Source organism: Bacillus cereus group sp. RP32, from assembly GCF_040459735.1.
GTDB classification, from domain to species: Bacteria; Bacillota; Bacilli; order Bacillales; family Bacillaceae_G; genus Bacillus_A; species Bacillus_A wiedmannii.
In genome coordinates this window covers 3,364,200-3,388,316 of the sequence record NZ_JARVHO010000001.1, presented here as the reverse complement: position 1 = coordinate 3,388,316, position 24,117 = coordinate 3,364,200, and the positions used below count along the sequence as shown (strand labels likewise).

The following is a 24,117-nucleotide window of genomic DNA, read 5'->3' as shown; positions in this document are numbered from 1 at the left end:
TCAAGATTAAATCGCTGAATGGAAGTCATTTGATTTAGGCGGAGAGGCTGCTTTTTTCATAAGAATTTCCCATAAGTGTACGGATTTCTTCCATTCTGCTGCGGCCTGTCCTTTTTGATACATAGCGTTCTCATAACTGAAAGTAAGTTGTTGCATATGAGCCGAGTTGTAAAGTGTATCAATGTGGAGAGCATATTCTCGGAATGTTTGACTTTTCCCTCGTGGTATACCAATTCTGCCAAATTGTTTTAAAAGTGCACCGTAAGCTTTGCTATAAACAGCATCATCTTTTCGGTATTTGTAGAAAAGAATGATAAAAAATGTAATCCATTTCATTCTAGTGGTGAAGAGAATGTATCCGATGATACTAATTGGTATCGTAGAGAGGAATACGTACCACCAAGAAAGTCCATTTTTAGAATTTGTAAGCTTTTTAGTAGGAGTGTCTTCTGTATCTTCAATTAAACTTTTGAGCTTTGCTTCATTGTTTCTTTGGTGCATTTGCGCATTTTGAGAATTAGTTTCTTCGCTATTTTGTAAAGTAGGAGCAGGAGTATTATTTGTGAAATTATAGGGATTAGTAAATCCTTTTGTTGGTTCGAATGGAATCCATCCGTATCCTGGGAAATATACTTCGACCCAAGAGTGTGCGTTATCGTTCGCGATTTTAAATACATCCTCACCTTCTGCACCAACTAGTGTGTTATCAAGAGTTCCTTCTGTATAACCTTTTACCCATCGAGCAGGAATCCCAGCAGAACGAAGTAACACAATCATAGATGTCGAAAAATTATTACAGTAGCCGCTTTTTGTATCAAAAAGGAATTGATCAACATAATCTTGGTTTTTGGCAGGGAACAACACATTCATTGTTTCATATACGAAAGAATGGTCGGTGAAGTAATTTTCAATAGCTAATACTTTATCATATCGGTTGTCTTTATCATTTGTTAGATTAACAGCTAAGTCTCTTACTCGCTGCGGTAATGATTCGGGAAGTTGCGTGTACTTTGTCATGAAATAAGGATTTGTTTCTTGACCTTCATTCGTTTTTACAGCTTTCAAGTTTTCTATGGAAAACTCCGGGACCCCATATGTTACTTTATATGAATTTAAAGTAGTAGAAGAATCTCCGTCCATCGTATAGATTTTTTCAGAAAATGGGTCAACGCTGTATGATACATCTGAAGAAGCCTCAACTGATATTAACCCTGCTGGATAGGTAAGGTGAGGATATCTTTTTTGCATGTTGATTGTTGCCTTAGTTGTCTCCGTTTTTGTATTTTGTTCGTACCAGCTCACGACGTCGTTTTTATTTTTAAAAGAAACCTTTTTTTGATTTTCAGAAACTTCCCAGCCTTTTCCTGTATAAAAATCTTTCGTTTCGACTCTCCAATATTGTTTGTTTTGCGTTTGTGCTGTGAAAACAATTGTAGGATCTGCCTTAAAAGGACCGCCTAATCGCGAGTCATCTAAACCATACCCAATTTTAGAAACTTCTTGTTTTTTACTTGCTTCGGATGTGTTGAATTTTAAAAAATCCATTGGGTTTGGCCATTGAGGGCCAAATTTTGGAGCAAAGTATGCGATAGTTGCTGACAATACAATAAATATTGTAAGAGGTTTAAGTAATTTTGAGATTTCTCTAGCATAATTTTGTAAGTGTTCCATCTCTTTTATTCGTTCTATGCGGAGAAGACTAAGCATAAAAAAGCCGATGACAACAGTACGAATAATAGCGTAGTTTGCATGATATAAATGTAAGTTATGAAAAACGGTGATATAAATAATAGTCAATATAAGAAATAACAGCCCACGTTTTTTATGAATCATCCAAAAAGAGATGAAAGCACTCAAAAACCAAAATGATAAAAAAAATAAAAGTGTTGGAAAAACTGGAGAGATATCCAGCAAATTCCCCTGGAATAACAGGGAGAAATTTCGAGAAATATCAGTGGAAAATTTCGTTAGCCAAGATGGGTTTATAAAAGCATTTTTATAATATAGGAAATGAATGATGAATAAAATTGTGACGATCTTTATTGGAATCTGCCACCTTGTTTGAAAAAAATAGAGAGTGAAGCAAATCCCTATAAATATTACGAAAACATCTAATCTACCTACGTTTGTAATACCTATAAGGGGCCTTAGCCATTCTAGTAAAAGTAGAAATGCGCATGCATGCATGAAAAATCTAGTCATATCCAATTGTTTTTTTTGCCTGTAATGTTATCATTTGCTCACCTCAAAAAACACGTTTGTATACTGGTTTCCATAAACCACATTTACAAATATTTTTCGTTTTTGTAGAGTTTCTAGAATACTTAGCTCTCGATGTGAGAGTTGGTTTACTTTTTCTTTTACGACAAACACCATTAATTTTCTATTTTTTATAGCAGCAAAGTCAGCCGCCTTTTGAATATCGGGAGAAAGATCGCTTGTCACGAGTATAATCGTGACGGGCTCATAAATTTTTCTTAATTCCATTTCTACACTCCGGGAGAGTGGGAATACACTATCTGCTTGTACCTTCGCTAAATGACAAAAGATTTGATGTAACTGACTATCTCCATTGTCTAAAGGGAAAAAAGTTCGTTCTTTTCCGACAGATACGAATGACGCCGGTGAATTTTGCTTCAAGACAGACCTGACAATAGAGGCAGTAAATGTGACGACTGATTCGAATAGAGGGGATGGGGTTCTGTCCATGAATATCATAATATTATGGCTGCGCTGTTGTTCAAACTCTTTCGTCATAATGTTGTTTGTTCGTGCAGTTGCTTTCCAATCAATCCATGAAAAGCGGTCACCAGGTTTATAGTCTCTCACACCGACAGAAATGGTAGAGTCTTTTACTAAATTTATATTTGCTGAAAGTGCTCCTTGTTCGAAATGATTTTCCATTTGTCGATATGTTATATCTACATACTGAGGGTAGACTAAAAATGTATCTGGAACTGAAAAAGTTACTTCTTTCTCCATCATACCGAATAAATCACCAGTTTTGACACGTACGCTTGAAAAAGTGTGCTCTCCTCTAGGTATTGTGTCAATTGCATATTGAAACGAAATATTTCGTTTCAATCCTGGAAAGAGTATTACTTTATTCATCTTCGTTTGTTTACAATTTGTAAATTGTGATGGCAGCACATCTTCTATAATTAAATACAGTAAGGGAAAAGGAAAACTTCTTTTTAGTGTAATCGTACTTAAAAAGGGTTCTCCTGCTACATATTCGTCTTGATTTGTTATTCGTTTTACCTCGGCGTTCCGTAAAGCAAAGAAGGGAAGCAATAGTGAATAAAGACCAATAGGAATCATACTGTAAAACAAAAACCAACTTACAAATCCTCCTTGAAGCATAGCGTATACAAATGTTAAGACTAGGTATAACGGAATGAGTGATAACTTAGTAAAATGATAGAGTGCTCGTAGTATCCGTTTCATCAAAGGTTCATCTTCCTGTGAGTAGGTACGGTAGTTCGTGCAACGATTTTTGCGATAACTTGTTCTCCTGTAATTCCTTCAAATTTTGCTTCCATTTTTAGAATGAGTCTGTGAGCCAACACGTAAGGAGCTAAAAACTTAACATCGTCCGGAATAACATAATTTCTGCCATGGATGAATGCGTAAGCTTGTGAAGCTTTCATTAAAGCAATCGAGCCACGTGGACTTGCACCTAGTTGTATAGAACTATAAGAACGAGTCTGACTAACAAGCTTTACAATGTAATGCTTAATTGCTTTGTCCATACTTACTTCCCGTATGCTTTGTTGTAAATAAAGTAATTCTTCTATTGTTGTAATAGCTTGTAAATGGGAGAGGGGATTTGTTTTTTCCATCCTGTTTAAAATTTCAAACTCTTCTTCTGGTCTAGGATATCCCATTTTTAGTTTCAATAAGAAACGATCGAGCTGTGCTTCTGGTAAAGGATATGTTCCCTCATATTCGACTGGATTTTGTGTAGCCATTACAAAGAACGGTTTTGGTAACGGTCTTGTCATGCCATCTATTGTAATATTGCCTTCTTCCATACTTTCAAGTAAGGCAGATTGTGTCTTGGGAGATGTACGATTAATTTCATCAGCAAGTATAAAATTCCCCATGATTGGTCCAGGCTTGAACTCAAATTGGAGCTCTTTCGGATTATAAATAGAAACACCTGTAACATCTGACGGCAGTAAATCAGGTGTGAATTGAATGCGCTTGTAATCAGCATCAATTGATTTAGAAAGTGCACGTACTAACATTGTTTTCCCAACGCCAGGCACATCTTCTAATAGTACATGACCTTCAGCTAAGAGAGCTGTCAAAGCTAAGATCGTTTCTTTTCGCTTTCCGACCATTAACTTTTCAATATTGGTAATTATTTTTTCTATAATGGGATGTAATGAATCAAGCTGGTGCATCGTAATCCTCCTAATGTGTTATTATCGTTTTCTAATCTATTTAGTGAAAAATAGAATGTATCCACCTAATTCCAAGAATATTCAGATTATTTAGTCTGATTACATCTAGTATAATTGTTTCGGTAACTTAGGGCAATATGGTAAATAATGATTTCTCGTTTTATGTGAAATACGTTTTGATATAGAATAGTATCGTCGGTAAAAGTAGAAGAGGGGAAGGACAGGAAAGATTGACCTCAATGAGCAAAATAAATAGCGTAGGAAACCCTACGCGTAAAGTTTGGAACATATATTAATACGCCTTGTGAATAAAATAAAGTCGGCTTCACATGAAGAGGCCATCTATTTAAATTATTACACTCCTTTATTTTTTATCTCTTTTATATTCTTTTCGTTTATTTAACCAAATATGAATCAATTCTACCAATTCCATTGTTTCAATCTCACAATATTCTCCTTTCCCATCTTCGGCTAAATTGTCTAACACAGTAGTTGTGTCGTTCCGGATTTCTAAACCGCAAATGTTGCCATTTACTACTACATAATTTTTTTCTCCGTTTAAAACACTATGTATTTCTTCTAAAATCCAATCTCCAAAAGCTGAAACTTCAATTCCTAAAAAAGTTTCAACAAGTTTTATTTCTTGAGGAAATCTCATAACTAAATCACTACTGTTAAGTACTTCAAAACTATATGGATATTTCATGACTATTTTACTCCTTTATTTCTGGCTTTAGTGACTCTATTTACTTCTCTATTAATCTCATAAGCTCTATTAAGGTAATAAATTCTTATACTATCATTACTCTTGTCTTACTTACATTTATAGTAAAAGTAGATTGTTATTAAACTTATTTATCCAATATTTCTCTGATGTAGGTATGAGTTCAGTGAAATCTTCATATGTACCTATCCAATCTTTTGGTACATAGTTTTCGTATGATGCCGGTTCTGGAAACATTGAATATAGTATTTTATTATCAAAGTTAATTAATAAGACTGGACTATAATCTAATAGATCTTCTACTGCATTCTTCCTTTTAATATTTTCAACTAGTAAATAATTTAATTCTTCTTTAGTTGTTTTATATTGATTAATCCTTACTAAAAATCCTTCTACATTTTCATGATCTAATATTTTTATTCCATTTCTTTCTTCCGTTTCATCATTATCTTCAATGCTTATACCTAAATTTTTATATGCATTATCTAATTTATTATAATCTAAAAACCATAGTTCTTTATCTGTTACATACCACCTAAACTCATTTTTATATATGACGGCTACTATAATGTTTTCTGCATAAAGCGGTTCTAATATCATAATCTACTCCTTTTATTATTATCTAAATATCCTACCATTCTGGTGTATTCTTCTCTTCATTCAATCCAAGTTGCTGGCAAATCATATGGGTTTCCTGGCGTTTTTTGTTCAACTATTTTCAGGATATTTACCCTTATTATGTTGGATTGAAAGTATTGTATTTTCATTTATAAACTTATCTTACGATTTAGGCAAATCAAATTTAACTATTCCCAAATTACTTCCGCTATTATATAAGAAATTTTTTGCACGCTCATTATAATCTGTACTACATCTTAAACTTTGCTAGAAGCAAGGAAGTAATTTAACAGTCAGTGAAGGATGTGACCCCTCCACAACGATTAGATTTTCACTTTTTTATATTTGTTCCGTAATTTTTGACAATCTCTTGAACTGTGCGAAATGTCACATCTGTATTTTACAACCTCTCTTATAGTAAGGGTATGGAAGAGAGACGTATTAAAGGAGTGAACAGTATGAAGAAGAAACCTTCAGCACTAATGAAACGTTTAAAATATTTTTCACCAATAGATCGTTATAACGATAACCATACACAAGAAACATATGAAGATCGCGAATGGGAAAATGTGTACAGAAAGCGTTGGCAGCATGATAAAGTAATTCGTTCTACACACGGCGTGAACTGTACTGGCTCATGTAGTTGGAATATTTATGTGAAAGATGGAATTGTAACTTGGGAAGGGCAGGAGCTTAACTATCCGACTACAGGTCCTGATATGCCTGATTTTGAACCGCGAGGATGTCCGCGTGGAGCAAGTTTTTCTTGGTATATTTATAGCCCGCTTCGTGTGAAATATCCGTATGTACGTGGTGTTCTTTGGAGTATGTGGCAAGAGGAGTTACAAAATAACGAGTCACCATTAGACGCTTGGAAAAGCATTGTGGAAAACCCTGAAAAGGCACGTACGTATAAGCAGGCGCGTGGTAAAGGGGGATTCATTCGTGCGAATTGGGATGAAGTGTTACAACTCGTTTCAGCTTCTTTACTTTACACAGTAATAAAATACGGTCCAGACCGAAATGTTGGTTTTTCACCAATTCCAGCTATGTCGATGTTAAGTCATGCAGCTGGTAGTCGCTTTATGCAACTTATGGGTGGACCGATGCTTAGCTTCTATGATTGGTATGCAGATTTACCACCAGCTTCTCCTCAAATTTGGGGCGATCAAACAGATGTACCAGAAAGTAGTGACTGGTATAACTCTGGTTACATTATGACATGGGGTTCAAATGTACCGATGACGAGAACACCAGATGCACACTTTTTAGCAGAGGTTCGATATAAAGGAACGAAAGTCGTTTCTGTCAGTCCTGACTTCGCTGAATCTACAAAGTTTGCGGATGATTGGATTAGTGTGAAACAAGGTACAGATGGTGCGCTTGCGATGGCAATGGGGCACGTAATCTTACAAGAATTTTACGTAGATAATCAAGTGGAATACTTCACAAAGTATGCGAAACAATATACTGATTTTCCTTTCTTCGTCACATTGAAACAAAAAGGGGATCAATTCGTTGCTGATCGTTTCTTAAATGCTTCTGATATTGGACGCGAAACGAAGTTAGGAGAATGGAAACCTGTACTTTGGAACGAGAATACGAATGATTTTGCAACACCTCACGGCACAATGGGGTCACGTTGGGATAACGAAAAGAAATGGAACTTACGTTTAGAAGATGAAGAAACAGGTGAAAAGATTGATCCACGTCTTTCTTTACTTGGAATGGAGGATAGTGTTCAAACTGTACAAATTCCGTACTTCTCTGATGATGGAAACAAAGTATTAGAACGTACAATTCCAGTGAAAAAGGTTATGACAGAAGAAGGTGAAGTGTTCGTTACAACTGTATACGACTTAACGTTAGCAAATTACGGTGTGAACCGAGGACTTGGCGGGCAAGAGCCGAAAGACTTCAATGATGACGTACCGTTTACACCTGCATGGCAAGAGAAAATGACAGGAGTAAAACGTGAGCTTATTATTCAAATCGCTCGTGAGTTCGCACAAAATGCTGTTGATACGAATGGTCGCTCAATGATTATTGTCGGAGCGGGTATTAACCATTGGTTTAACTCTGATACGATTTATCGCGCCGTTTTAAATCTTGTTCTTCTCGTTGGGGCACAAGGTGTAAACGGCGGTGGTTGGGCGCATTATGTTGGTCAAGAAAAATTACGACCAGCAGAAGGATGGCAAACAATCGCGATGGCAAAAGATTGGCAAGGGCCACCGAAATTACAAAACGGTACATCTTTCTTCTATTTCGTAACAGATCAATGGCGCTATGAAGATACACCAGTTGGACATTTAGCATCACCAGTGGAAGGCAACTCTCGTTATCAACATCACGGTGATTACAACGTATTAGCAGCGCGACTTGGCTGGTTACCTTCGTATCCGACATTCGAGAAAAATGGGATTGAATTATATAAAGAAGCTGTTGCTTCTTGTGCAACAACGCAAGAAGAAATCGGAAAATACGTTGCACAAAAATTAAAGGATAAAGAACTGAAATTTGCGATTGAAGATCCTGATAATAAAAATAACTTCCCGCGCAACTTATTCGTATGGCGTGCAAACTTAATTTCAAGTTCTGGTAAAGGACACGAATATTTCTTAAAACATTTATTAGGTACAACGAACGGATTAATGAATGACGATAGTGATTCGTTACGACCAGAAGAAATTAAGTGGCATGAAGAAGCACCAGAAGGGAAGTTAGATTTACTCATTAATTTAGATTTCCGTATGGCTGGAACAGCGCTTTATTCTGATATCGTCTTACCTGCTTCAACTTGGTATGAAAAGCATGATTTAAGTAGTACAGATATGCATCCATTTGTACATCCATTTAATCCAGCAATCGGTTCACCGTGGGAAGCACGCTCTGACTGGGACATTTTCACTTCTCTTTCTAAAGCTGTGTCAGATTTAGCGAAGAAAATCGATCTTGAACCAATGAAAGAAGTTGTTGCAACACCACTTCTTCACGATACACCACAAGAATTAGCGCAACCACTTGGCAAGATTAAAGATTGGAGCAAAGGTGAGTGTGAACCGATTCCAGGTAAAACGATGCCACAAATTCATGTTGTCGAAAGGGATTATAAAACGATTTATGACAAAATGACTGCGCTAGGACCAAATACCGGAAAACAGCCGATTGGTACGAAAGGGATTTCTTGGTCTGCAGAAAAAGAATATGAGCAATTAAAGAGCCGATTAGGGGTCGTTCGAACGGATTCTATTGCGAAAGGTTGCCCTGACATAAAAGAAGCAATTAATGCTGCTGAAGCGGTATTAACACTTTCTTCTACAACAAACGGTCATATGGCTGTAAAAGCATGGGAAGCACTTGAAAAACAAACGGATTTAAAACTACGTGATTTAGCAGAAGAACGTGAAGAAGAATGCTTCACATTTGAACAAATTACAGCGCAGCCGAAAACAGTAATTACTTCTCCGGCCTTTACAGGTTCAGAAAAAGGTGGACGTCGTTACTCACCGTTTACAACAAATGTGGAACGTCTCATTCCTTGGAGAACGATAACTGGTCGACAATCTTTCTATTTAGATCATGACATGATGAAAGAATTTGGTGAAACGATGGCAACATTTAAACCAATTCTGCAACATAAACCGTTCCGTAAATCACGGCCTGAAGTAGAAGGAAAAGAGATTACATTGAATTATTTAACACCGCATAATAAGTGGTCGATTCATAGTATGTACTTCGATTCATTACCGATGTTAACGCTGTTTAGAGGTGGTCCAACTGTTTGGATGAATAAAGAGGACGCTGCAGAAGCTGGCGTTGCAGATAATGATTGGATCGAGTGCTTTAACCGTAACGGTGTTGTTGTAGCGCGTGCTGTTGTAACGCACCGTATACCGAGAGGAATGGCATTTATGCACCATGCGCAAGATCGTCACATTAACGTGCCTGGTACGAAATTAACAAGCACCCGCGGGGGAACGCATAATAGTCCAACCCGTATTCATGTGAAACCAACACATATGATTGGCGGATATGGTCAATTAAGCTATGGATTTAACTATTATGGTCCGACTGGTAACCAGCGTGACTTAAACGTAGTAATTCGTAAACTGAAGGAGGTAGATTGGCTTGAAGATTAAAGCACAAGTCGGAATGGTAATGAATCTAGATAAATGCATCGGCTGCCATACTTGTAGTGTAACGTGCAAAAACACCTGGACAAATCGTCCAGGTGCTGAATATATGTATTTCAATAACGTAGAAACGAAACCTGGTATTGGTTATCCGAAGCAATGGGAAGATCAAGAGAAATATAAAGGCGGCTGGGAATTGAAAAATGGTGAAATTCAACTGAAATCCGGTTCAAAAATGAAGCGCCTTATGAATATTTTCCACAATCCAGATCAACCAACAATTGATGATTACTTTGAACCTTGGAACTATGATTATGAAACGTTAACAAATAGTCCACAGCGTAAGCATCAGCCAGTTGCTCGTCCGAAATCAGCAATTACAGGTGAATTTATTGATAAAATTGAATGGGGTCCAAACTGGGAAGATGATTTAGCAGGCGGACATATAACAGGATTGCAAGACCCGAACGTAAAGAAAATGGAAGAAGAAATTAAAACGGATTTTGAAAATGTCTTTATGATGTATTTACCTCGCATATGCGAACATTGTATGAATCCATCTTGTGTATCTTCTTGTCCATCTGGTGCGATGTATAAACGTGAAGAAGATGGGATTGTCCTTGTGGATCAAAATGCATGTCGTGCTTGGAGATTCTGCGTATCTTCTTGTCCATATAAAAAAGTGTATTTTAACTGGCAAACAAATAAAGCTGAAAAATGCACAATGTGCTTCCCGCGTATTGAAGCGGGTATGCCAACGATTTGTTCGGAAACATGTGTAGGACGTATTCGATATATTGGGGTAATGCTATATGACGCTGACAAAGTAAAAGAAGCGGCGTCTGTTGAAGATGAAAAAGATTTATATGAATCTCAGCTTACTGTTTTCCTAGATCCAAATGATCCAGAAGTAGCAGCTGAAGCGAAAAAACAAGGGATTCCTGAAGAATGGATTAAAGCGGCACAACAGTCACCAATCTATAAAATGATTATTGATTGGAAAATCGCTCTACCTCTTCATCCAGAGTATCGTACAATGCCGATGGTTTGGTATATCCCGCCGCTTAGCCCAATTATGAACATGGTGGAGGGGAAAGGTAGTAACTGGCAAGCAGAAGAGATTTTCCCTGCTATTGATAATATGCGTATTCCAATTCAATATTTAGCGAATTTACTCACTGCAGGAGATGAATCACATATTCGTCTTACATTGAAAAAAATGGCTGTTATGCGAACACATATGAGAGCGTTGCAAATTAATAAAGAACCAAATGAATCGGTATTAAAAGAACTTGGCTTAACGAAACAGGATGTAGAAGATATGTATCGTCTTCTTGCTATCGCGAAATATAAAGATCGCTTCGTCATCCCGACATCTCACCGCGAGCAAGTTGCAGATTTATATAACGAACAAGGAAGCTGTGGTTTATCTTTCGCAGGTGGCCCAGGCTCTTGCACGACAATTTCTTAAATAATGGGGGCGGAAAAATATGAAACAAAGTTTACAAACTGCTTTTTCATGTTCTTCATTCCTTCTTTCCTATCCAGAACTCGGGTGGAGAGAAGCTTTAACTGAATTGCAAGAAGAGATTGAAGCGATTGAACAGGAAGACGTTAAAGCATCACTTACAGCATTTATAAAGCAAGCGCTGGATAAAATGGATGATCAATTAATTGACTGTTACGTATATACATTTGATTTTGGTAAAAAGACAAATATGTATTTAACTTATATGAACACCGGCGAACAAAGAGAAAGAGGTATTGAATTACTAGAGTTAAAGCAGCATTATAAAAAATCTGGTTTTGAAGTAACAGATAAAGAACTACCTGATTATTTACCGTTATTACTCGAGTTTTTTGCAAATGCAAATGAGCAAGACAGTGAACCAATTATGAGTAAATACAAGGAGAACATACAAGCATTACACGTTCAGTTAAAAGAAGCAGGTAGTATGTATGAACCGATTCTTGCGGCTGTTCTACTCGCTATCGATACATGGGGTGTACAGACAAATTAGAAAGGAGAGTTGTCAAAATGATGGATCAATTTCTATGGGTATTGTTTCCCTATATCATTTTTGCGATCTTTATCGGTGGACATATTTTCAGATACAACTATGATCAATTTGGATGGACATCAAAATCTAGTGAACTATTAGAAAAGAAAATGCTACGAATTGGAAGTCTATTATTCCACTTTGGGATCATGTTCGTAATTGGCGGTCATGTTATGGGGATTTTAATTCCAGAGGCTGTATATCGTTCAATAGGTATTTCGGAGCATATGTATCACATAATAGCAATTAGTTTCGGACTTCCGGCAGGTATTGCTTCTATCATCGGTTTAATTATATTAACGTACCGCCGTGTAACAGTAAAACGCATCATTGCAACGAGTACAAAGGGAGATTATATTGCGCTTATTTTATTACTAATCGTAATGCTAGCAGGACTTTCTTCAACTTTTTTAAACATCGACTCAAAAGGGTTTGATTATCGTACAACGATCGGTCCTTGGTTCCGAAGTCTCTTTATTTTCCAACCGAAAGTCGAATATATGATGGAAGTGCCTGTATGGTTTAAAATTCATATTCTTACAGGGATGGGGCTTTTCGCAGTATGGCCATTTACTAGACTGGTACATGTTTTTAGTGCCCCAATTAAATACTTAAGCCGTAGTTATGTGATTTACAGAAGACGTATTCCAAATGAATTGAAAAAATGATTTAGTTTTATATGTTTAGTAGTTTATAAGGAAAGCCGAGATCTAATTGGAGACCTCGGCTTTCCTTATAGGTATAAGTATCTAAATAAGATGCTAATCAATACTACAAACAGAGGTAGAGCAATCTTCACATGCAATTTCACATTTTAAAAATTGTAAATCGTGGATTGTAATCTTTCCTTTATGAATAGAAATTGTGCCTTGCTTTTTTAATTCATTTAACATTCGATTTACACTTTCACGTGAAGTTGCACAGAAATTAGCAAGTTCTTGATTCGTTAATGGTAAATCGATGAGAATACCATTTTCCTTTAACACACCATAACTATTTGTCATTCGTATGAGAGTAGAATACAAGGCACCTTTTTTGCCGTGTAATACTAAATCTCGGAACTTCGTTTGCATTCTTCTTAAATGTTCACTAATCCATTTCATAAATTCAAATACAAGTGCGGGTTTTTGGAGTAATGCTTTTTCTAAGGTTTCACGCTTTATTACTCCTACTTCAACATCTTCAAGGCATTTTGAATTTAATAAATACTTCGCATTGTCCGTGAATAATGTTAATTCTCCAATAATGTCGTATGCCGAACAAATACGGAGTGTTAATTCTTGCCCGTCAGCACTTAGTTTACTAATTTGTACTTTTCCAGAGTGGATGATATAGAGTTCTGTTGCTTCCATACCTTCTTGAAAAATAAAACTCCCCTTTTTAATCTGCATTTTATATTCAACAGATGCAAGTAATTCCTTTAAATCTTGAGATAATGTCATACTGTTTGCCACAGCAATCACCTTTCTTCTTATAAGCAATACATTTCCTATTTTGAGTGTAAATATGCTGAAAATGCAAGAGCTATTTTAAAAATAAAGTGAAATTTCAATGACCGTAAGGAGGAGAGACTGAAGATGTGAACAAAATTCGAACGGATTTGTGAAGATTTTTTGAATGGGGAAAGTGATGTGAGAAATGTCACATTGAATATGTCGCTTCTTTTTTATAATGAAGGCAAATAAAAAAAACGAAAACTTACTAAGGATTTGAGCAGAAAAGAAGGGATATAGATGCACGAGAAAATGAAAGATTCTTTAGAACGGCCACTTCAAGATTTACGTATTTCAGTTATTGATCGTTGTAATTTCAGGTGCACATATTGTATGCCCGCTGAGGTGTTCGGACCTGATTACGCTTTTTTACAAGAAGAGTTATTATTAACGTTCGATGAAATAGAAAGATTAGCAAGATTGTTTATAAGTATGGGAGTCAATAAAATTAGGCTTACTGGCGGCGAACCGTTATTGCGTAAAGACTTACCGAAGTTAATCGCAAGGCTTGCAAAATTAGAAGGCTTAAAGGATATTGGGCTCACAACAAACGGTATTCATTTAGCAAAACAAGCTAAGGCGTTAAAAGACGCGGGATTAAAACGTGTAAATATTAGTTTAGATGCAATAGAGGATCACGTTTTCCAAAAAATTAACGGAAGAAATGTAAGTACAAAACCTGTACTGAAAGGAATAGAAGCAGCAAAGGCTGCTGGATTAGAAGTAAAGGTAAATATGGTCGTAAAAAAAGGAATGAATGATAGCCAAATCCTACATATGGCTCGTTATTTTAAAGAACAAGAAATTCAGCTTCGTTTTATTGAGTTTATGGATGTGGGCAGTACGAACGGATGGAACTTTGAACAAGTTATTACGAAGGAACAATTAATAGAGAAGATTAATCGCGTATATCCGATTGAGCCTGTTCAACCTCGTTATTTTGGAGAAGTTGCGAAATTGTATCGATATGTAGGGAGCGATGCCGAAGTTGGATTTATTACTTCAGTATCTGAGTCATTTTGTTCTTCTTGTACGAGAGCTCGTATTTCGGCAGACGGCAAGTTTTATACGTGCTTATTTGGAGAAAAAGGAACGGATTTGCGAACGCTTCTTCGAGAAAATATTTCGGATGCCTCACTATTAAAAATTTTACAACATACATGGCGATATAGAACAAATCGATATTCAGATGAAAGAACGGTGGAAAGTACAAATAAACGTCCAAAAGTTGAAATGTCATACATTGGCGGATAGCGAAAGGAGGATTCTCTATGCAAGAGCGATATTCAAGGCAAGTATTGTTTTCTGGAATTGGTGAAATGGGACAAAGCAAAATAAGAGAAAAGCAAGTGCTCCTAATCGGTGCGGGTGCACTAGGAGCTGCAAATGCGGAAGCGCTCGTTAGGATGGGAATTGGGAAATTGACAATTGCCGATCGTGACTACGTCGAATGGAGTAATTTACAGCGGCAACAGTTATATACAGAAGAAGATGCAAAGCATTGTAAACCGAAAGCAATTGCAGCGGCAGAACATGTAAGAAAGATTAATTCTGAAGTGGAAATTGTACCAGTTGTAACAGATGTCACAATGCAAGAAATAGAAGAGTTAACAAAAGATGTGGACCTTATCATAGATGCGACTGACAATTTCGATACGCGTTTACTTATAAATGACATTTCACAAAAAGAGAATATACCTTGGATATACGGCGGATGCATCGGGAGTTACGGTGTAACGTATACCATTCTTCCTGGGAAAACACCATGTTTTCGCTGCCTAATGGACCATCCTATGAGCGGTGCAACATGCGATACAGCCGGAATCATTCAGCCAGCTGTACAAATGGTTGTTGCTCACCAAGTAACAGAGGCGATGAAAATATTGGTGGATGATTATGAGTCGTTAAGAGGGACGATGTTATCATTTGATATTTGGAACAATCAATATCTCTCATTAAAAGTAAATAGACAGAAAAAAAGTACATGTCTATCTTGCGGAAAATCACGAACGTATCCAAGTTTAACATTTGAAACGCAAATGAAAACGGAAGTGTTATGCGGACGGAATACAGTTCAAATCCGTTCAGGAATAAAGAAAAATCTTAATTTAAACGAAATTCGAAAACGATTACAAAAGAGTGTACATGTCAAAAAAACGCCATACTTACTATCATTTCTAATTGATGAATATCGTTTCGTTTTATTTACAGACGGTAGGGCATTTATTCATGGGACAAATGATGTGAAAATAGCAAAACGATTATACGCAAAATATATAGGATGAACAGAAAGAGCGTTGCCCCTTATTAAAACGAGGTGAAAAAGAATGTTAGAAAAACGTATACCAATTCCGGTGGCAGAAGCAGTGGCACGTGTAATGAAATACGCTCATCAAGGTGAAATAGAAGAGGTTTCTCTTATAGAAAGTTACGGAAGAATTCTTGGAGAAGATGTTATTGCAGATTATGATGTCCCTCATTTTGATCGCTCTCCATACGACGGGTTTGCGATTCGAGCAGAAGATACAAAAGAAGCAAGTAGCAGTAATCCCATTCTGTTTGAAGTGATTGGTGAAATTGGAGCCGGTTTTGTTTTTACAGAAGAAGTGAAAGCATTTCAAGCTGTCCGTATTATGACAGGAGCCGCAATTCCGAAAGGGTGTAATGCGGTTGTTATGTTAGAGCTAACGGAAGGATTTGAAGAAAAAGAAAAGACGTATATGAAATTAAAACGCTCCTTCGCCGCTGGTGATAACATTTCTTTTAAAGGAGAAGATGTAAAACAAAATAGCATCCTTGTGAAAAAAGGGACTGTTATTAATCCTGGAGTATCAGCGCTTCTTGCTACGTTTGGTTATAGTTCTGTAAATGTTATAAAACAGCCGGTTATTGGAATTGTAACGACAGGAAGCGAACTGCTTGAAGTACATGAACAATTAAAGCTAGGGAAGATTCGAAATAGTAACTCCTATATGATTGTTGCTCAAATTGAACGAGCCGGCGGAGTTGTACAGTATTATGGACAGTTCGCTGACGATTTTGAGACGTGTTATAACACTGTAAAAAAAGCGATGAAAGAAGTCGACATTTTAATTACAACTGGTGGCGTTTCGGTAGGAGATTATGACTATTTACCTGCTATTTATGAGAGATTACAAGCAAATGTACTTTTTAACAAAATAGCGATGCGACCAGGAAGTGTGACAACTGTAGCTGAGGTAGAAGGAAAACTACTATTTGGTTTATCTGGTAATCCTTCTGCTTGCTATGTCGGTTGTGAATTATTTGTTCGGCCAGTTATTCGAACATACTTGTATAAGAAAAATCCGCACGTATTTCGTGCAGAGGCAATATTACAAAAAGACTTTCCGAAAGCAAATCCATTTACTCGATTTGTAAGAGGGAAAGTGGAAATTGTAGATGGAACATTGCAAGCTATACCAGTTGGTTTAGATAAATCTAGTGCAATTTCTTCACTTGTAGAATCAAATGCATTTATCGTTTTACCAGGAGGAACGAGAGGATTTGAAGCAGGAATAACGGTTTCGGTACTGTTATTAGAATCAAACGCCGGAAGTGAGTGGCCGTGGGAAGAACCGCTTCGATCGTACAAATAAGAGAAAAATAGATTGCTAACTTATACAAAGATAAGAGGTGCAAGATGACACATACGTATTATGAAGTAATTGATACACCTATTTCAATTGAAGAAGTTACAAACAAAGTAATTCTTCGTGAATGTGGCGCAGTTGCAACTTTCATTGGTACTGTTAGAGAATTTACGAAAGGCCGTCGTACGCTATATTTAGAGTATGTAGCATATAAGTCAATGGCGGAGAAACAGCTTAAGAGAATTGGCACCGAAGTAGGAGAGAAGTGGCCTGGGACAAATGTCGCCATTACACATCGCATTGGTACATTACAAATTTCTGATCTTGCTGTTGTCGTCGCTGTTTCTACACCACACCGGAAAGCTGCCTATGAGGCGAACGAATATATTATGGAGCGTATAAAACAAATTGTTCCAATTTGGAAGAAAGAGTTTTGGGAAGATGGTGAGTCATGGATAGGTGATCAGTTAGAGAAGGTAGCGTATGCAAATGGTGAGCCTGGAAAGGAGATGAGAATATGATTGAAATACTATTATTTGCACATTTACAAGAAGAAGTAAGTAAGTCAGCATTACACATAGATTGTGAAAATATTACGGTTGCTGAACTAAAGGAAGTCCTTATTACGAAATACAACGTAGCAATTTCAAGTGAGATAATGGTCGCTATAAATGAAGAGTATGCAAATGAGGATGACATCATTCAAACTGGCGATGTCATAGCAATGATTCCGCCAGTAAGTGGTGGTTGATTCTTTTCAGCCTAATCATGTTAGGACGTGATTAGGCTGGAGGGAATGAATATAACTATGCATACATAGGAGGGAACAGGATGAAAGGTCCTAATTTTCAATTAAGTTTACAAACTTCTAATCTAGTTATCGGTTTTATGGTATGGGTTATTTTATCATCATTAATGCCTTATATTAAAGCGGATATTCCATTAACTGCGGGACAAATTTCTATGGTAACAGCAGTACCGGTTATTTTAGGTTCTGTTCTTCGCATTCCAATTGGTTATTGGACAAATCGTTTCGGAGCAAGAAAATTATTCTTTATTAGTTTTATTCTATTATTATTTCCTGTCTTTTATATTAGTGTTGCCAATTCAATGATGGATTTAATTATTGGTGGCTTATTCGTCGGAATCGGTGGGGCCGTATTCTCCGTAGGGGTAACTTCTTTACCGAAATACTTTCCGAAAGAGAGTCACGGTTTTGTAAATGGTATTTACGGTGTCGGTAACGCTGGAACAGCAATTACTTCGTTTTTAGCACCTGTCATTGCAACTTCAGTTGGCTGGAGAACGACAGTACAGTGTTATTTAGTTTTACTTGCAGCATTTGCACTTATGAACTTTTTATTAGGTGATCGTAAGGAGAAAAAGGTGAATACACCATTAATGGAACAAATAAAAGGTGTATATAAAAATGAAAAACTTTGGTTTTTATGTATCTTTTACTTTTTAACATTCGGATCATTTGTCGCATTTACAGTATACTTACCAAACTTTTTAGTATCTCACTTCGGATTAGAAAAAGTAGATGCAGGTATGCGGACAGCCGGATTCATCGTATTAGCAACAATGATGCGTCCAATTGGCGGTTGGCTAGGTGATAAATTTAACCCATTTAAAATATTAATCTTCGTATTTATCGGTTTAACACTTTCAGGTATTATTTTATCATTTATGCCTAGTATGAACGTGTATACACTTGGTTGCTTACTAGTAGCATTTTGTGCAGGGATTGGTAATGGTACAATCTTCAAACTCGTTCCAATGTATTTCTCAGAACAAGCAGGTATTGTAAATGGCCTCGTTTCAGCTTTAGGCGGACTAGGAGGGTTCTTCCCGCCCCTAATTTTAACTTTACTATTCCAACTAACAGGTCATTATGCAATTGGATTTATGGCATTATCAGAAGTCGCACTTGCTTGTTTAATCATTACAGTATGGATGTATAGCCAAGAGAAACTGTTAGTGATGTTAAAGAATCATTAATCAGGAAAAAGAACCATCCCAAAATATTTTGGGATGGTTCTTTTAGTAATAGGCTTCAACATGTTTTTTATTGATATCTCAACAAACGCTTGTTTTCTAAAATAATGTGGTTTTAAAATGAAAAAAAGAAGGCTTATGGGATTTTATGTTAAAATATAGATGTCAGGTGTTATTCAATTAAAGGGCAGGTTAGTTAAAGAAAGTTTAAATTTCTTCCAAAGATCGAACTAATTTTTAACATACAAATATTTAATTGAATCGGGGTGTTTAGATGAAAAAATTATATAAGTCCACTCAAGATAAACAAGTATCAGGTGTATTAGGTGGTTTAAGTGATAAGTATGGAATTGATGTTAGTATCCTTCGTATAGTAACTGCATTATCAGCCTTTTTTTCTAGCGGATTTACAGTGTTACTTTATATAATAGCAGCAATTGTTTTGCCTACAGATAAAGAAATTAAGGGATAAATGTATGAACTTAAATCTAATTCCACAATCGAGAACTCTGTTTTTTGTCTATTGAAAGTTTCCAAAGTAAAAGTAACAGTACGATTGTTATAAGACTGAAATGAACAACCGAAAAATCCTCATAAAACATTCGGAATATATCGAGAACGAAAATAATAGCTTTTGAATGAAACGATGACTATTGATCGCTAACGAATCGATAAATAGTCGCTCTTTTCCAAAAAACTATATATTTATATAAAAATTTATATAAATATATAGAAATATCCCGAAATTTTAAAAATATATGACGGTATTTATAACAAGAAAAACTTCATATTTTTAGGGCCAGATTTTTTGGTAAGGCTAATGGATATTGTGAAAAAGTACACTTAAAATAAAGAATACAGTTTAGGTCGATAAGATAAAATTATGAATTTGTATAAATAATCCATAATTTTCTTTATGAGTCATATTTGATATGTTAAAGAAAAGAGAGGGGAGGGTAATTGTGAAAGCTATTGATTTGGGCGTGTCGAATTAGATGTTGAGAATGTCTTAAAGTCGATTTATGAAGTTAACCCAGATGCACTTATGTTTGGGACAGATTTACCATCTACAAGAGCAAAAATACCTTTTGAGTATGGAGATGTCAAATTAATTCAACAGCTATTTGATGAACAAGCTACCGAAAACATTCTGTGTACGAATGCTTTCAAATGGTATTTTAGGTAGCATCAGGAGCTACATTTGAATTAAATTTGTCCATTCCATATTTAGTAAAGAGTTTAATCCAACTATAATATATTTGGAATGAGGTTTTACATGTTTGTTTTTATTATATTAGACGTGATATTACCAATATTAATATTGCTGCTAATTGGTGCAATCTTACAAAGAAAGTTCCAATTTAACTTAAAGCAGCTATCTATACTTATTACTTATTGCTTGATGCCAGCGGCTGTATTTGTGAATATATATGACATTCGTATAGAAATAGATTTGTTGCTCCAAATAATATACTATTTAATGCTTTATAGTCTAAGTCTGATCATAGTAAGTCATTTCATTTCAAAAATATTAAAGTTAGAAAAAGGAGAAAGTGCAGCTCTAAAAAATAGCATTTCGTTAATGAATTCCGGTAATTATGGATTACCAGTAAGTCAATTGATTTTCAGTCAAAATCCAGTGGGGGTTTCCATTCAGATTTTTATTGTGATTTTCCAGAATCTTTTAACTTATTCGTTTGGGATATATAACTTACTATCAGCAACAAAAACAATCGGAAGTATTATTCAATCATTTCTAAGACTGCCTGTATTTCATGCACTCATATTAGGGGTTCTCTTTCAATCTTTTACAATTCAAATACCTAATTCTATCTTTCTACCTCTCAATCAGCTTGCGAATAGTTTTGTTGCAATAGCACTCATATTGCTAGGAGCGCAATTATCCAACATTAAGCTTAATTTTTCCCATCGAGTCATAACATGGGCTTTAATTGGAAGATTATTGATGGGACCATTATTAGCACTTGCTATGATATACCTACTAAACATTGATGGTATTGTTGCACAATCATTATTTATTGCAAGTTCTTTTCCTACTTCAAGAAATACATCAACCATTGCTATGGAGTATCAAATTGAGCCTGAATTACATGCGCAAATCGTTTTATTTTCAACACTTTTCAGCATGATTACAGTAACTATCGTTATTTATTTGTCATATATTTTGTTTTGAATATACGTGCAAAAACGCATAGATTTGAGGCGATAAATGATGGGCGGAAATCCCATCGATAGGAGAAGAAAACAGTCTTTGATATATTGGTTGTCGTTTACAATTGTACCATGTCTGATAATTAAGCGGCTTAATTCAAAAAAGGAACCAAAACAAAAAGAACAAACGCTTCTAAAAAACGTTTGTCCAAAGGTAATTACTATTTTAGCTAAGAAATAGATTATTATTTGTGAGTACGAGAAAGCTTTTTTATAAGTTGAGGAAATATAGATGTTAGTTCCTGCTTCAAACGCTTTGTAAACGATGGATCTTTACCTGAGGTTGAAATAGTGACAACATATTCGTCATGTCGGATGACACCAGGTGTGTGAAACGATGATTTTGTACCATCACTTACAACATTAACCCACTGGAAATCATGGGCGGCCTGTTTGACCATCATATTTATAGCATGTTGATTTGTAGCTGCATAAATAAGATGAGCATCTTTAATATCATCATTAGAAAAATTTTTTTGCTTCCAATTAATATAAGGAAGTTCTTTCATTTCCTTGCAAATTTCGGGGCTGACAACGGTGACAAAAGCGCCTGTATCTTTTAATCCAGACGCTTTTCGATATGCGATTTTACCTCCACCAATGATAACGACCACTTTTTTATTTAAATTAAGCATAAGAGGGTACATGTTATACATACACACATTCCTCCATTCGTTCTAATAATGTTAACTTCATATATGTATCAAACTGAAGGCAGTTACAAGTCGTAATGTGATCATATTTTTTCGTATGCAACTTAATTTTTTGAAGCAATAATCCAGTAAAGAGAAGGTACGGCATGACATATACATGGGACGCAGTCGATGTTATAGTCTTGAGCTCAGCAGTAAAAGAGGGCGCTCCTTTCGTTAAAAAGGAGCACGATACTTGCATACCGAGTTTTCGTTCGACAGCTGCTCCGATTTGTTGTAACTCATGTATCGGCTGTGAATCACTACTGCCTCGTCCTATGAGTAAAACGCTACTATCTTGCTTTGGCATAGCTTCACGTATTCTTTTCACTACAAGTTCCACCATATGTGGATGCGTACTAAAAGGTGGTACAACTGAAAATGTGATATGTGGATACTTCTTTTGCAATTTCTCTATCTCAAAAGGAATATCACGTTTATAGTGAGCTGCTGCAAATAATAAAACAGGTACAATCATTATTTCAGTTGTTCCCTCCAGTATCGCTTCTGTAACTGCATCTTTAATGGTAGGTGTTGTTAGCTCTAGAAAAGCTATTTTTTGAATTCTTTCGTTACGTTCTTTCATAACAGATTGAATAAAGTGAATGAATTGTTCATTACCTTCTTGGAGCCGGCTACCGTGTCCAACATATACGATTCCTTTCATCGTCTCACCATGTCTTTCTTCATAATAATGTTTTGTAATTGCTGATCTATATTATGAAATCCAACTTTATTCGCATAGTGTAAAGTTGGAACGTCGGTATACGAGAATGGAAGAGTAACGATATCGATAAAGCCAAGACGTTTTATTTCTGCTAGAAACGTATCAATTGACGCCCGCCCTTCAAATACAATACTATCCCATGAGAATTCAGAAAGCATACGAGAATGGACTTCATCGAAACGATGATCAATAGTATACTCATGTGTCATCATATAAGAACCGGCACCAATTTTCTCTTGAATAAAAGCAATTCGATTAATATTTCTGCCTAAATAAACAGTAGTATCGAAAGAGAACTCTGCTTGTTTACTTAATAGCCCATATTGCATAAGTTTCTCTTGAGTAGCAACGTTCATATACCGCAGTTTCGCCTGTAAGGAACGAATATCTTTCTCGTGTTTACTACATGATTGCATCAATATTTCTACACTTTCAGCTGAGCAAAATACTAGGCGATCAACGCTAAAAATTTCATTGATTTGTTCAAGTGTTAATGTATATTCTGCCTTTTTGAAAGTAGGAATTTGATATATTTCTGCACCGGCTTTTTGTAACTTTTGTTTCGCTAAACTTGTTTTATTTGTTGCAGATGCAAATAAAACTTTTTTACCATGTAATGGTTTACGTTCTTTCCAAGCGATTTGATTACGTAAGGAAACGACATCACCAACAATTGTCATTGATGGATTAGAAATATTTTCGTTTTTGACGATAGAAACAATGGTTGAAAGTGTACCTGTGACAACGCGCTGTTTTCCAGTTGTACCCCATTCAATGACTGCTACTGGTGTATCGTCTTTTTTTCCTACTTGTAGTAAGTTTTCGCAAATTGTAGGTAAGTTTTTTATACCCATGTAGTAGGCGATTGTGTCGCTATTTTGGGATGAATTATATTTTCCATGATCGGTTAAAGGACCTTTTGCATGCCCAGTTAGTAAAGTAACGCTATTACTGTAGTTGCGGTGGGTGAGGGGGATACCTGCATAGCTACTAGCGGCGATGCTAGATGTAATACCTGGTACAATTTCATATGGAATGTCCGCTGCTGCTAAAGTTTCTGCTTCTTCACCAACACGGCCAAAAATAGATGGGTCTCCGCCCTTTAATCGGACAACGATTTTTCCTTCTTTCGCAAATTGAAGGAGGTGGGCGTTAATCATTTCTTGTCGCATAGTATGATTCTTTGGCATTTTGCCGCAATAAATAAGTTCACATGTTTCTTTTGTATAACTAAGAAAGAAAGGGTTTAATAAACGGTCATATAAAACGATATCTGCACGCTTTAAACAATCTATCGCTTTCTTTGTAATAAGCCCTTCATCACCTGGTCCTGCACCAACTAAATATACATATCCGTTCATCATCGCACCTCATCAATTTTTATTTAAAAGGAAGCCAGAGGAGGCTTCCTTTCGTA

Annotated in this window: 21 protein-coding genes and 1 pseudogene; 13 read left to right on the top strand and 9 right to left on the bottom strand. The window is 36.1% G+C overall.

Annotated features, from left to right (window positions below):
• Positions 1-6: 6 nt before the first annotated feature.
• The 5 genes from QCI46_RS17370 to QCI46_RS17350 all read right to left on the bottom strand — a co-directional run bounded on the left by QCI46_RS17370 (position 7) and on the right by QCI46_RS17350 (position 5,733).
• Positions 7-2,202, bottom strand: a complete 2,196-nt coding sequence (locus QCI46_RS17370; RefSeq protein WP_353840987.1) for a transglutaminase TgpA family protein — start codon at positions 2,200-2,202, stop codon at positions 7-9.
• Between the two features lie 30 nt (positions 2,203-2,232).
• Entirely contained in the window at positions 2,233-3,447 is a 1,215-nt protein-coding gene (locus QCI46_RS17365; protein ID WP_353841892.1) for a DUF58 domain-containing protein, read from the bottom strand.
• The gene (locus tag QCI46_RS17360) at positions 3,447-4,409 is read right to left on the bottom strand and encodes an AAA family ATPase (protein WP_353840986.1); all 963 of its coding nucleotides are present in this window, start codon (positions 4,407-4,409) and stop codon (positions 3,447-3,449) included. Before QCI46_RS17360 ends, QCI46_RS17365 begins: the two co-directional genes overlap by 1 nt.
• A 364-nt stretch (positions 4,410-4,773) precedes the next feature.
• Complete coding sequence (locus QCI46_RS17355; protein ID WP_353840985.1) at positions 4,774-5,115, bottom strand: hypothetical protein; 342 nt, start codon at positions 5,113-5,115, stop codon at positions 4,774-4,776.
• A gap of 117 nt (positions 5,116-5,232) precedes the next feature.
• A complete protein-coding gene (locus QCI46_RS17350; protein WP_353840984.1) occupies positions 5,233-5,733 on the bottom strand; it encodes a hypothetical protein in 501 nt (166 codons plus the stop codon).
• Between the two features lie 476 nt (positions 5,734-6,209).
• On the opposite strand from QCI46_RS17350, the gene QCI46_RS17345 reads away from it, so the two are divergent.
• From QCI46_RS17345 to narI, 4 genes are read left to right on the top strand one after another with little or no spacing between them, the layout of a single operon-like run.
• On the top strand, positions 6,210-9,893 hold the full coding sequence (locus QCI46_RS17345) for a nitrate reductase subunit alpha (protein WP_353840983.1): 3,684 nt from the start codon (positions 6,210-6,212) through the stop codon (positions 9,891-9,893).
• Positions 9,883-11,358 (top strand): nitrate reductase subunit beta, encoded by a 1,476-nt coding sequence (gene narH, locus QCI46_RS17340; protein WP_048561721.1) that lies wholly within the window; start codon positions 9,883-9,885, stop codon positions 11,356-11,358. Before QCI46_RS17345 ends, narH begins: the two co-directional genes overlap by 11 nt.
• A 19-nt stretch (positions 11,359-11,377) precedes the next feature.
• Positions 11,378-11,908 (top strand): nitrate reductase molybdenum cofactor assembly chaperone, encoded by a 531-nt coding sequence (gene narJ, locus QCI46_RS17335; RefSeq protein WP_000814221.1) that lies wholly within the window; start codon positions 11,378-11,380, stop codon positions 11,906-11,908.
• Between the two features lie 17 nt (positions 11,909-11,925).
• On the top strand, positions 11,926-12,615 hold the full coding sequence (narI, locus tag QCI46_RS17330; RefSeq protein ID WP_098096357.1) for a respiratory nitrate reductase subunit gamma: 690 nt from the start codon (positions 11,926-11,928) through the stop codon (positions 12,613-12,615).
• 93 nt (positions 12,616-12,708) lie between these two features.
• On the opposite strand, the gene QCI46_RS17325 is transcribed toward narI, so the two are convergent.
• Positions 12,709-13,401: a Crp/Fnr family transcriptional regulator gene (locus QCI46_RS17325; protein ID WP_000013864.1), complete on the bottom strand. Its 693-nt coding sequence runs from the start codon at positions 13,399-13,401 to the stop codon at positions 12,709-12,711.
• Positions 13,402-13,680: 279 nt separating this feature from the next.
• Between QCI46_RS17325 and moaA the strand changes: the two genes are divergently transcribed.
• The 9 genes and pseudogenes from moaA (at position 13,681) to QCI46_RS17280 (ending at position 21,243) form a co-directional block, all read left to right on the top strand.
• Positions 13,681-14,694 carry a GTP 3',8-cyclase MoaA gene (gene moaA / locus QCI46_RS17320; RefSeq protein WP_353840982.1) on the top strand — a complete coding sequence of 338 codons (1,014 nt, stop codon included), beginning with the start codon at positions 13,681-13,683 and terminating at the stop codon, positions 14,692-14,694.
• Positions 14,695-14,711: 17 nt separating this feature from the next.
• Positions 14,712-15,725, top strand: a complete 1,014-nt coding sequence (locus tag QCI46_RS17315) for a molybdopterin-synthase adenylyltransferase MoeB (RefSeq protein ID WP_353840981.1) — start codon at positions 14,712-14,714, stop codon at positions 15,723-15,725.
• A 42-nt stretch (positions 15,726-15,767) separates the two neighbouring features.
• Positions 15,768-17,057 carry a molybdopterin molybdotransferase MoeA gene (locus QCI46_RS17310; protein ID WP_353840980.1) on the top strand — a complete coding sequence of 430 codons (1,290 nt, stop codon included), beginning with the start codon at positions 15,768-15,770 and terminating at the stop codon, positions 17,055-17,057.
• A 44-nt stretch (positions 17,058-17,101) separates the two neighbouring features.
• On the top strand, positions 17,102-17,572 hold the full coding sequence (locus QCI46_RS17305) for a molybdenum cofactor biosynthesis protein MoaE (RefSeq protein WP_327959061.1): 471 nt from the start codon (positions 17,102-17,104) through the stop codon (positions 17,570-17,572).
• Complete coding sequence (gene moaD, locus QCI46_RS17300) at positions 17,569-17,802, top strand: molybdopterin converting factor subunit 1 (protein WP_327959060.1); 234 nt, start codon at positions 17,569-17,571, stop codon at positions 17,800-17,802. Before QCI46_RS17305 ends, moaD begins: the two co-directional genes overlap by 4 nt.
• An 80-nt stretch (positions 17,803-17,882) precedes the next feature.
• Positions 17,883-19,052: a nitrate transporter NarK gene (gene narK / locus QCI46_RS17295; protein WP_353840979.1), complete on the top strand. Its 1,170-nt coding sequence runs from the start codon at positions 17,883-17,885 to the stop codon at positions 19,050-19,052.
• 271 nt (positions 19,053-19,323) lie between these two features.
• Complete coding sequence (locus tag QCI46_RS17290; RefSeq protein ID WP_172553052.1) at positions 19,324-19,521, top strand: PspC domain-containing protein; 198 nt, start codon at positions 19,324-19,326, stop codon at positions 19,519-19,521.
• A 481-nt stretch (positions 19,522-20,002) separates the two neighbouring features.
• A pseudogene (locus QCI46_RS17285) lies at positions 20,003-20,235 on the top strand (amidohydrolase family protein); the annotation flags it as partial.
• A 90-nt stretch (positions 20,236-20,325) separates the two neighbouring features.
• On the top strand, positions 20,326-21,243 hold the full coding sequence (locus QCI46_RS17280; protein ID WP_353840978.1) for an AEC family transporter: 918 nt from the start codon (positions 20,326-20,328) through the stop codon (positions 21,241-21,243).
• 223 nt (positions 21,244-21,466) lie between these two features.
• On the opposite strand, the gene QCI46_RS17275 is transcribed toward QCI46_RS17280, so the two are convergent.
• The 3 genes from QCI46_RS17275 to QCI46_RS17265 are packed head-to-tail and all read right to left on the bottom strand — an operon-like array spanning position 21,467 to position 24,061.
• The gene (locus QCI46_RS17275) at positions 21,467-21,937 is read right to left on the bottom strand and encodes a precorrin-2 dehydrogenase (RefSeq protein WP_353840977.1); all 471 of its coding nucleotides are present in this window, start codon (positions 21,935-21,937) and stop codon (positions 21,467-21,469) included.
• Positions 21,930-22,640, bottom strand: coding sequence for a sirohydrochlorin chelatase (locus QCI46_RS17270; RefSeq protein ID WP_353840976.1), 711 nt, complete (start codon positions 22,638-22,640; stop codon positions 21,930-21,932). The genes QCI46_RS17275 and QCI46_RS17270 overlap by 8 nt, the downstream gene beginning before the upstream one ends.
• Positions 22,637-24,061, bottom strand: coding sequence for a uroporphyrin-III C-methyltransferase (locus QCI46_RS17265; RefSeq protein WP_353841891.1), 1,425 nt, complete (start codon positions 24,059-24,061; stop codon positions 22,637-22,639). Before QCI46_RS17265 ends, QCI46_RS17270 begins: the two co-directional genes overlap by 4 nt.
• Positions 24,062-24,117: the final 56 nt, after the last annotated feature.

Bases quoted from the DNA above. Each gene is read 5' to 3' on its own strand.
- QCI46_RS17370 (WP_353840987.1), bottom strand. From the start codon at position 2,202: ATGACTAGATTTTTCATGCATGCATGCGCATTTCTACTTTTACTAGAA.
- QCI46_RS17365 (WP_353841892.1), bottom strand. From the start codon at position 3,447: ATGAAACGGATACTACGAGCACTCTATCATTTTACTAAGTTATCACTC.
- QCI46_RS17360 (WP_353840986.1), bottom strand. From the start codon at position 4,409: ATGCACCAGCTTGATTCATTACATCCCATTATAGAAAAAATAATTACC.
- QCI46_RS17355 (WP_353840985.1), bottom strand. From the start codon at position 5,115: ATGAAATATCCATATAGTTTTGAAGTACTTAACAGTAGTGATTTAGTT.
- QCI46_RS17350 (WP_353840984.1), bottom strand. From the start codon at position 5,733: ATGATATTAGAACCGCTTTATGCAGAAAACATTATAGTAGCCGTCATA.
- QCI46_RS17345 (WP_353840983.1), top strand. From the start codon at position 6,210: ATGAAGAAGAAACCTTCAGCACTAATGAAACGTTTAAAATATTTTTCA.
- narJ (WP_000814221.1), top strand. From the start codon at position 11,378: ATGAAACAAAGTTTACAAACTGCTTTTTCATGTTCTTCATTCCTTCTT.
- narI (WP_098096357.1), top strand. From the start codon at position 11,926: ATGATGGATCAATTTCTATGGGTATTGTTTCCCTATATCATTTTTGCG.
- moaA (WP_353840982.1), top strand. From the start codon at position 13,681: ATGCACGAGAAAATGAAAGATTCTTTAGAACGGCCACTTCAAGATTTA.
- QCI46_RS17315 (WP_353840981.1), top strand. From the start codon at position 14,712: ATGCAAGAGCGATATTCAAGGCAAGTATTGTTTTCTGGAATTGGTGAA.
- QCI46_RS17310 (WP_353840980.1), top strand. From the start codon at position 15,768: ATGTTAGAAAAACGTATACCAATTCCGGTGGCAGAAGCAGTGGCACGT.
- QCI46_RS17305 (WP_327959061.1), top strand. From the start codon at position 17,102: ATGACACATACGTATTATGAAGTAATTGATACACCTATTTCAATTGAA.
- moaD (WP_327959060.1), top strand. From the start codon at position 17,569: ATGATTGAAATACTATTATTTGCACATTTACAAGAAGAAGTAAGTAAG.
- narK (WP_353840979.1), top strand. From the start codon at position 17,883: ATGAAAGGTCCTAATTTTCAATTAAGTTTACAAACTTCTAATCTAGTT.
- QCI46_RS17290 (WP_172553052.1), top strand. From the start codon at position 19,324: ATGAAAAAATTATATAAGTCCACTCAAGATAAACAAGTATCAGGTGTA.
- QCI46_RS17280 (WP_353840978.1), top strand. From the start codon at position 20,326: ATGTTTGTTTTTATTATATTAGACGTGATATTACCAATATTAATATTG.
- QCI46_RS17275 (WP_353840977.1), bottom strand. From the start codon at position 21,937: ATGTATAACATGTACCCTCTTATGCTTAATTTAAATAAAAAAGTGGTC.
- QCI46_RS17270 (WP_353840976.1), bottom strand. From the start codon at position 22,640: ATGAAAGGAATCGTATATGTTGGACACGGTAGCCGGCTCCAAGAAGGT.
- QCI46_RS17265 (WP_353841891.1), bottom strand. From the start codon at position 24,061: ATGAACGGATATGTATATTTAGTTGGTGCAGGACCAGGTGATGAAGGG.